Genomic DNA, 10,136 nt, shown 5'->3' with positions numbered 1-10,136 from the left:
CGACGGCTTCGATGACCTGATTATTGGGGCATCAAGTGCCGACCCCAACGGTGAGAATAGTGCAGGGTCAAGCTACGTGGTCTTTGGCAGCAATAATGGCTTTGGAGCTAGCTTCAATCTTTCCTCCCTCAGTGGCAGCAACGGCTTTGTGATTAACGGCTTTGATGCAGATGACAGTTCAGGTTACTCCGTTAGCGGTGCGGGTGACTTCAACGGCGACGGCTTCGATGACTTGATTGTTGGGGCAAGATATGCCTCCCCCAACGGTCAGCGTAGTGCAGGGTCAAGCTACGTGGTGTTTGGCAGCAATAGTGGCTTTGGAGCTAGCCTTAACCTCTCGTCTCTCAATGGCAGCAACGGCTTTGTGATTAACGGTATTGATGCATATAACAGTTCAGGCCGTTCTGTCAGCAGTGCGGGGGATATCAACGGCGACGGCTTCGATGACTTGATTATCGGGGCACCTAATGCCTCCCCCAACGGTCAGTTTAGGGCAGGGTCAAGCTACGTGGTGTTTGGCAACAGCAGTGCCTCTGGAGCTAACTTCAACCTCTCGTCACTGGATGGCAGCAACGGTTTTGTAATTAACGGCATTGATGCGGATGACAGTTCAGGCAGTTCTGTCAGCAGTGCGGGGGACATTAATGGCGATGGCTTCGATGATCTGATTATCGGGGCAAATCGTGCCGACCCCAACGGTCAGAGTTATGCAGGGGAGAGCTACGTTGTCTTTGGTCGCAGTAGTGGTTTCGGTGATGGTTTCAACCTTTCATCTCTGGATGGCAGCGAGGGTTTTGTAATTAAAGGCATTGATGAGCGTGACTTCTCAGGTAGTTCTGTCAGCAGTGCAGGGGATGTCAACGGCGACGGCTTCGATGACCTGATTATCGGGGTATCAAGTGCCGACCCCAACGGTAAGCGTAATGCAGGGGAGAGCTACATAGTTTTTGGTTTTGCATCTCCTACACCTATTAATAAACCTCCTGTCCCTGTTAATGACACGGCTACTACCGACCAAGACACTGCCCTTAACATAAAGGTTTTAGCTAACGACAGCAACTCCCTAACAGTATCGACTATCGATGGTAGGGCAGTTATTGTTGGCACTCCTATTACTTTAAGTTCTGGTGCCTTAGTTACCCTTAATGCTAATGGCAGCTTGACCTACGACCCGAATGCTTCATTTGAGGTTTTGGGTGTTGGTGAAAGCGGCACTGACAGCTTTACATACACCACCAACAATAATAATAGCAGCTTGACTAACACAGCTAGCGTTAACTTGACTATTAACGGAGTCAATGATGTAGCTCAGGTTACTAATTTTAACCTCTCGTCCCTAGATGGCAGCAACGGCTTTGTAATTAACGGCATTGATTCGGGTGACTTCTCAGGCAATTCTGTCAGCAGTGCGGGAGACATCAACGGCGACGGCTTCGATGACCTGATTATCGGGGCACTTTTTCCCTCCCCCAACGGTAAGCGTTATGCAGGGTCAAGCTACGTGGTGTTTGGCAGCAACAGTGGCTTTGGAGCTAGTTTCAACCTCTCGTCCCTCAATGGCAGCAACGGCTTCGCGATCGACGGCATTGATTCGGGTGACTTATTAGGCGTTTCTGTCAGCAGTGCGGGGGACATCAACGACGACGGCTTCGATGACCTGATTATTGGGGCATCAGGTGTTGACCCCAACGGTCAGGATAGGGCAGGGTCAAGCTACGTGGTCTTTGGCAGCAATAGTGGCTTTGGAGCTAGCTTCAACCTCTCGTCACTGGATGGCAGCAACGGCTTTGTGATTAACGGCATTGATGTGGGTGATGAGTCAGGCAGTTCTGTCAGCAGTGCGGGGGACATTAATGGCGACGGCTTAGATGACCTGATTATCGGGGCATATCGTGCCTCCCCCAACGGTAAGCTTAATGTAGGGTCAAGCTACGTGGTGTTTGGCAGCAATAGTGGCTTTGGAGCTAGTTTCAACCTCTCCTCCCTCAATGGCAGCAACGGCTTTGTGATTAACGGCATTGATTCGAGTGATGAGTCAGGCGTTTCTGTCAGCAGTGCGGGGGACATCAACGACGACGGCTTCGATGACCTGATTATTGGGGCAAGGAGTGCCTCCCCCAACGGTCAAAGTAGGGCAGGGTCAAGCTACGTAGTGTTTGGCAGCAATAGTGGCTTTGGAGCTAGCTTCAACCTCTCGTCCCTCAATGGCAGCAACGGCTTTGCGATTAAGGGCATTGATGTGGATGACTTCTCAGGCAATTCTGTCAGCAATGCGGGGGACGTCAACGGTGACGGCTTCGATGACCTGATTATCGGGGGATCAGCTGCCGGTTACGTGGTGTTTGGCAGCAATAGTGGCTTTGGAGCTAGCTTCAACCTCTCGTCTCTGAATGGCAGCAATGGCTTTGTAATTAAAGGCATTTCAGGCATTTCTGTCAGCAGTGCAGGGGATATCAACGGCGATGGCTTAGATGACCTGATTGGGGCATCAGGTGTCGACCCCAACGGTCAGAGTTATGCAAGGTCAAACTACGTGGTTTTTGGCACCAATAGTGGCTTTGGAGCTAGCCTCAACCTCTCGTCCCTCAATGGCAGCAATGGCTTTGTGATTAACGGCATTGATGAGCTTGACTCCTTAGGCAGTTCTGTCAGCAGTGGTGCGGGGGATATCAACAGCGACGGCTTCGATGACCTGATTATCGGGGCATCAGGTGCCGACCCCAACGGTAAGCTTAATGCAGGGGAGAGTTATGTAGTGTTTGGCTTTCAGACTGCCGCTACCACTAACGAAGATATTGCCGTTAACATCTTTGCTAGCAATCTTCTGCGTAGATATACAGATGCAGATAGGGATACTTTAACTATTGGTGATTTCACTAGCCCCACTAATGGCACACTGACACTTAACGACAACAACACTCCAGGCAATCCCGGCGACGACTTCTTTATCTACACCCCCGATGCCAACTTCAACGGCAGTGACAGTTTCACTTTCACTGTCAGCGATCGCAATGGCGGTACCATTACTAGTACTTTCAATCTCTATATCAAACCCGTCAATGATGCACCTGTGGCAGCTAATGATACCATCTCCGGTGGCAAGGGCAATGATACTTTTGTCTTCCGCCTTGGCGATGGTGATGACACTATCACCGATTTTGCTGGAACTGGTATTGGCTCAAATCCATCAGCAACAGCGATTAGCCAACTGGATACGTTGCAATTTATCGGTAGTGGTTTAACTGCCGATAAATTGCAACTTACTCAAAATGGTAATAATTTAGAACTCACCTTTTTAGATGTGGCTTCTACGAAAGTTACCCTGCAAAACTTCCAATTAGAAAACCTGGATAACTTACCAGCAAATGGTTCACGACCAGCAATTGGTAATATCCTGTTTGATGGACAGACCAATGTAACTGACAGTTTTGATGTCTTCAATGCCAACTCCACTCAAACTAATCTTTTTAACAAGAACACTGTTACCTTCCTCAATGACCTTAACAATAACGTTGCGGGTTTTGATAACTCTAACGATCTAATTAATGGTCAAGGTGGTAACGACATCATTAATGGTAATAGTGGTAATGACCTCTTGCGGGGTGGAAAAGGCGATGATACTCTGGTGGGTGGCAGAGGCAATGATGTTCTCATCGGTGGTGTAGGTGCTGACTTTTTCGTTTACAACAGCAATGTTGAGTTTACTACCACTGTTGTTGGTGTTGATGCGATCGCTGATTTCAACAGTTCTGAAGGTGACAAGATTGTACTGGATAAGACTACCTTTGGTGCAATCGCTTCTGCTGCGGGAACAGATTTTAGTAATCTCAATGATTTTCAAATCACTAATTTAGCGGGGACTAGCACGGCAAAAATTGTCTACGATCCCGTGATTGGGCAGTTATTCTACAACCAAAATGGTAGCGCGGCTGGTTTTGGTAGTGGTGGTTTATTTGCAACTTTAACTGGTGCGCCAACTCTCACGACATCAGATTTTGTGTTGCAAGTATAGTTTGCCCAAAACGGAGTTACAAAAAAAACCAGATTAAAGATTTGGCTAATGGCTGTTGATTCTGTAGCTTTCAGGCTGATAAGTGGGAATTTTAGGAAAAGGGCAAACTCCCGAAAACTGAATTAGCACAGTAGTCAACACTTGAGGTTTTGAGCTAGGAATGAAAATTAGTCAAAAATTAATTTTGGGTACTCTAGGAATGGCTACTCTCTCAGGAATTATTGGTGCGATTAGTGCTAATCAACAATTGAATATAGCTAAGTATCTTGCTCAACAAGAAGCCGAAGAAGTTGCTGGACTACTGGGATATTTCGTCAGTCACGATCTTGAAAAGCACAAAATGCGATCGCAAGATAAAATGTTAGCTCATTTACAGGAGCACGTTCAATCGCTACACAAGCAACGTCAACGCGATCTGGAGATTGTAGACCGTAATAAAATCATTCTGGCAGATGTAGTTACGGAAGATATCGGTACGCGATTAGATCACGATCGCAATAATGAAGTTGGTAAAACTATTCACGATGGTGTACCAAGAACCTATATTGAGACCAGTCCAGAGTACCCAAATGGAATTCAATTGATTGCTGTTGCTTTTAAAGCTAGCAACGGTGAAACAATGGGTGCAGTAATTTTGGAGTATACACCACTTTATAAAGCAGCCCTAGCAATAGCCCATAAAAATATTGTTGTCACGTCTGTCATCAGTTTGGGATGTGGTATCTTTGCATTATTAGTAGGTTATCTGCTCTCCAGAACTATCTCAAAACCGATTAAAAAACTCCAGCAAGCTGTGATCAATCTGGCTGAAGGTAAGCTGGATACCAGAGTTAATATTCGCTCTCACGATGAGATTGGCGAGTTAGCTACCTCGTTCAACAAAATGGCAGACGATCTCCAATATTCTAGAGATGAGTTGGTCAATACAAACGAACAATTACGAGACGAAATTAGCGAACGCCTACAGGCAGAAGCAGAACTTCAGCAAGTTCTGAAAGACCTGAAAAAAACCCAAATGCAATTAATTCAATCGGAAAAAATGTCGAGTCTGGGTCAACTAGTGGCAGGAGTTGCCCATGAAATCAACAATCCAGTTAATTTTATCTACGGCAACCTGCAACACACTGATGATTACACTCAAAAGTTGCTGCTGTTAATTAAGCTATATCAAAATTATTATCCTAACCCAGAGCCAGAAATAAAAAATGCTAACGCAGAAGCAGATATTGAGTACCTAACAGAAGATTTGCCTAAGATGTTAACCTCAATGAAGATGGGGGCTAAACGCATTCGGGAAATTGTTCTCAGTCTCCGAATTTTCTCTCGTTTGGATGAAGCTGAGTTTAAAACGGCTGATCTCCATGAAGGAATCGACAGTACTCTGTTAATTTTGCAACACCGTCTGAAATTACAAAATAATCGCCCTGAAATTAAAGTGGTTAAAGAATACGGTGAAATACCTCAAATTCAGTGTTTTGCAGGGCAACTGAATCAGGTATTTATGAACCTCTTAGCAAATGCAATCGATGCCTTAGAAGATTGTTTCCAAAAAGAACTTTGTTCAAATCCCTTGATTCGCATTTCTTCTGAACAGGTAAATGAAAATGTAATTATTCGGATTGCTGATAATGGAGTAGGAATTCCCCAAGAAATCCAGTCGCGTTTATTTGACCCTTTTTTCACCACGAAAGCAGTTGGGAAGGGGACTGGCATGGGTCTATCAATAAGTTACCAGATAATTACTGAAAAGCATGGTGGATCTTTGCAATGTATTTCATCACTGGGACAAGGTGCAGAGTTTGTAATTACAATCCCAATTCGAGTAGGGAAACCAGCACAATTATCAGTCGGCGATCGCAATGCCTATCGATAAAAGTCAGTGCCAATGTTTTTCAGCCCCTAAGTGCGTAGGCGTAGCCCGCACTTCGGCTGCGCTCAGTGACCGTCGTAGACATCGCAGCTAGAGGGGAATTGCCCCTGAATTGTTCGGTTCTACCACTGTCACCAGTATACAAATAGCTATAACCTCTTAGATAGTAGTGAAATGTCTAACCTAGACGCTGTTAGTCGCTCTTGAATTAAGGGGTGAAAGCCTGTGTACCAATGGATATTGCCAAGCCTGAGCGAAATCTTGGCCCAAAATCAATCAAGTGTGGCAGAATGTTCACCTGCTAAAGCAGAGCAGCAGTGGCGTATCAGCCTCGCAGCGACAGAACATTTGCTATTAAATACTTTAGCAGACCCTTCAGTTAACACAACCCAAGGATTAGTTTTAACCGCACCAGCACCCTTATTTAGTCAACCAAAATTGACTCAAAGTTTACAAACAGTAACTTTTACAGCAAAACCATTTAACCCTTTGGCGCTGATGCCATTTCAGATGCCAGGTGGGATACCTGCGGCAGACTACGCCAACGCATCTGTAAATGAAGACATTGCTGCCGATGATTCGGTACTTCCTTTACTAGCGGCCGATCCTCTGGGTGCAGAACAGTTTTGCTTAGTTTTTACAGATAAATTTAGATTAGTGCTAGTTTTAGCAACCCACAAAAACGGTAAAAAAACCTTTTCATTTTCTTTTGAGCCAGAGATAGTGCAGCAGGCTTGGCGATCGCTAGGGGCACGAGTAATGCTGGCTAATCCAGAATTTTTCGCCCGCTTGGACGCATTAGTAGAACAGTATTCTCCGGTAGCACCAGACTACCGCATGATGATTCACTTTAGCCAGTTGTTGCTTCAAGAATTAACAGAACCAGAAGAGACTAGAGAATCTTTATTAGGGACTGGGGAAGAAGCAGGAGAGCAGAGGAGCAGAGGAGTAGAGGAGCAGGGGAGAAGAGTTTTCCCCAATGCTCAATGCGCACTTGCCCTGAGCAAAACCGAAGGGATGCCCAATGTCCATTACCCCTTATCCCCAGAGGGGGCCTCACCTTCCCCAAATCCTGATGTAGAATTGCTCCAAGCCTTCGCTCACGAAGTTCGTACACCTTTAACAACTATTCGCACCATGACTCGTCTGCTGTTGAAACGGCGAGACTTAGATGCTAGCGCGATCAATCGCTTAAAAATCATCGATCACGAGTGTACCGAACAAATTGACCGCATGGAATTGCTGTTTAAAGCCGCAGAACTAGAAACTACTGCCTCAGCAAAATCGTCAAAAACTCAACTCACGCCGATGTCTTTAGATCAAGTGTTGCAGCAAAGTATTCCCCGGTGGGAACAAGCAGCGCATCGGCGGAACTTAACTTTAAATGTTGTTTTACCCCAGCAACTACCGACAGTGGTAAGCAATCCTACCATGCTGGATCAGGTTCTCACTGGTTTGATAGAAAATTTTACTCGCAGCTTACCCGCTGGCAGCCATATTCAAGTACAAGTTATCCCAGCTGGAGATCAACTGAAGTTACAGTTATCGCCACAATTCCGGTGCAAAGATTCAAATAAAGCCGCTACACCTGCAACGCCACCAATTCGCAAAGCTCTAGGTCAACTGCTGATGTTTCAACCAGAAACAGGTACGATTAGTTTGAATATCGCTGCAACCAAGCATTTGTTTCAGGCGATCGGTGGCAAACTAATTGTGCGCCAGCGTCCACACTATGGCGAAGTTTTAACGATTTTTCTGCCTTTAGAAGTTAGCAATAAACAGAAACCGGCAGTCACAAATTAGAGATATAGCAATCCTAAATGAGATTGTGAACATTTTTGTTATGGTCGTCCTTGGTCATTTGTCCTTTGTCATTTGTGAGTAAGAATTCAGGAGTCAGAATTTATCAGGAATCTAGAATGATTGGTATATTTATTCATCAAATGCTCTGCTGATTCTTTAACTATTCTGAATCCTGAGTTCTGACTCCTGAATTCTTACATTTGTGACTACAACGGACAAATGACTAATGACATGAAACAAAGTACTTTTCCACGCATCTAACAAATATTTCCACACCCATTGCCAAGGCAGTTTCGTCAAAATCAAACCGAGGATGATGATGGGGATATGCTAGGTCTTTTGCGGGATTAGCAGAACCAAGAAAGAAATAACAACCAGGAACTTCTTCTAAGAAAAAGGACATATCTTCAGCAGCCATAGTTTGGCATTCTGGCACAATACCCACAGGAGTTTCTACCACTTCTTCTGCTACAGTTCGCACTAGTTCTGCTATTTTAATATCATTAATTACTGGTGGATAAAGTGACCAATATTCTAAGTCATAATTTGCACCATGACTCTGACAAATTCCAGCAATAATCTGCTCGACACGCTGGTTAAAAAAGCCTTTCAAACTAGGATTAAAATACCTGACAGTAGCACTCATTCTCGCTGTATCAGCAATTACATTACGTTTAGTTCCAGCGTGAAGTTCTCCTACTGTCACTACTGCTGAATCAATAGGATTAACATTCCGAGCGACAATAGTTTGCAAAGCATTGACGATTTGGGCAGCAACAACAACGGAGTCAATAGTTTGATGGGGTAGTGCGCCGTGTCCACCTTTACCCAAAATTGTGCAGTTAAAGCACTCTACAGCTGCCATCAATGCGCCAGCACGCACACCCACTGTTCCTAAAGGCAAATTATTCCACAAGTGCAAACCAATAATCGCATCAACATTTGGGTTTCTCAAAACTCCAGCTTCAATCATCGGCTTTGCGCCTCCTGGTGATTCTTCCGCTGGCTGAAAGATAATTTTTACAACACCGGAGAAGTCTTGGCGATGCTGCTGGAGATAATAAGCTGTACCTAAAGCGATCGATGTATGTCCATCATGTCCACAAGCGTGCATCACTCCATCATGCTGCGATTTGTACGGCACTTCGTTGAGTTCTTGGATTGGCAAAGCATCCATATCCGCGCGAATCGCTAAAACTTTGTCAGTGCTGAGTGCTGAGTGGGGAGTGCTGAGTTTATCACCTTTGATGGTGGCAACAATGCCAGTGTGAGCAATGCCAGTTTGATGCTCAATTCCCCATTCTTGCAGCTTTTGTGATACAAACTCAGCAGTCAGTTTTTCTTGAAAACCCAACTCTGGTTGTTGATGCAATCGCCGCCGCCACTCTACTAATTGCGGTTGCAATGAGCGAATCGAAAGTCGGATGCGAGATAGATCAACAGAAGCGGGATTGGGAAAGGTGGAAACCATTATAAAGACAAACTAGGTTGATTACAGCTAATACCAATTTGAAACATCATGTCGCAAAATTTTTTTGAATTGGTATAACTTAGATTATTTTCCCAGTTTAACGTTACTTGGATGAGTCTTCATTAACGAGGTACTCAGCACTGAATGTGTGTTTAAAGAGCCTCTAGTTGATGGCTGTTAATTTTCTCTCTAGATCAAATAAAAATCCGTGGATATACTCTTCAGTCCATTCCGCACCATAGAAGCGTTTAAACATCCCTCGTGCTGGGTCTTTTTCAGCCCGATATCGCAGGTATCGCAGTTGGGCTTGTTCAATGGCTACTAAATTTTGGGAATCTGTTATGGGTTCTGCCTGTTCCACAAAATCGAGATAAGCTTTCAAATAGTCTTTGAAAGCAGCAAACACCTGAGTTTCTACTACAGCCGTTTCTTGAGGGCGAGTCCACAGAAAAGCGGGAGAGAAAAAAGGCTGTGCTTCTTCTGGAAAATCTCCTCCCCAAGACAGATGTTGTTGATGGGCGTGGAAAATGGGCAGAATTGGTTCAGTATATTTTGCTTGATATGCTAGATCGTCGCGAAATAGGGGCTGCATATCCAAAGCAATTAGATGTCCTCCTGGCAGTGTCACCAAATCTGCCCCAAAAAATGGTAAATCGTAGTTGAGGCGCGGAAAAATCACAAAATTCAGCACTTGCAGCGAATTGCCGCCCTGTACGTGAGCTGCCCGAATTTGCCGCAATTTTGAAGTTTGAAAGGCATAACTGGTGGTGACAACCTCTTCCTGATTTTTTCCCTTGCCCACAACAGCACTTTTGGACTCAAACCCAGTCGGGATAGGATAAGGCTGTAAATCCAAACGCGATCGCATATAGGCGATCGCATAATCGAGAAATGGCTGATAGAGTGTCACGTCGCTTTGCTCCGAATTCAAAATTCAAAATTTAAAATTCAAAATTAATAATTAAAGAACTTCTGCCTCC

The 10,136-nt window shown here is 44.9% G+C and carries 5 protein-coding genes; 3 read left to right on the top strand and 2 right to left on the bottom strand.

Features of this window, described 5'->3' with window-relative positions:
• From V7K61_RS32560 to V7K61_RS32550, 3 genes are all read left to right on the top strand, one after another.
• Nucleotides 1–4,012 (top strand): beta strand repeat-containing protein (locus V7K61_RS32560; RefSeq protein ID WP_335060088.1); only part of this gene is annotated, 4,012 nt, incomplete at its 5' end.
• A gap of 160 nt (nucleotides 4,013–4,172) precedes the next feature.
• Nucleotides 4,173–5,885 carry a sensor histidine kinase gene (locus V7K61_RS32555; RefSeq protein WP_335060086.1) on the top strand — a complete coding sequence of 571 codons (1,713 nt, stop codon included), beginning with the start codon at nucleotides 4,173–4,175 and terminating at the stop codon, nucleotides 5,883–5,885.
• Nucleotides 5,886–6,107: 222 nt separating this feature from the next.
• A complete protein-coding gene (locus V7K61_RS32550; RefSeq protein ID WP_335060084.1) occupies nucleotides 6,108–7,685 on the top strand; it encodes a sensor histidine kinase in 1,578 nt (525 codons plus the stop codon).
• 223 nt (nucleotides 7,686–7,908) lie between these two features.
• On the opposite strand, the gene V7K61_RS32545 is transcribed toward V7K61_RS32550, so the two are convergent.
• On the bottom strand, nucleotides 7,909–9,156 hold the full coding sequence (locus tag V7K61_RS32545; protein WP_335060083.1) for a M20 family metallopeptidase: 1,248 nt from the start codon (nucleotides 9,154–9,156) through the stop codon (nucleotides 7,909–7,911).
• A gap of 163 nt (nucleotides 9,157–9,319) precedes the next feature.
• Nucleotides 9,320–10,066: a phycoerythrobilin:ferredoxin oxidoreductase gene (locus V7K61_RS32540; protein WP_322732420.1), complete on the bottom strand. Its 747-nt coding sequence runs from the start codon at nucleotides 10,064–10,066 to the stop codon at nucleotides 9,320–9,322.
• Nucleotides 10,067–10,136 lie beyond the last annotated feature (70 nt).

The organism is Nostoc sp. (assembly GCF_036918015.1).
GTDB lineage: Bacteria > Cyanobacteriota > Cyanobacteriia > Cyanobacteriales > Nostocaceae > Nostoc.
The sequence above is the reverse complement of the archived record's forward strand: the minus strand, read 5'-3'. Positions and strand labels throughout refer to the sequence as shown.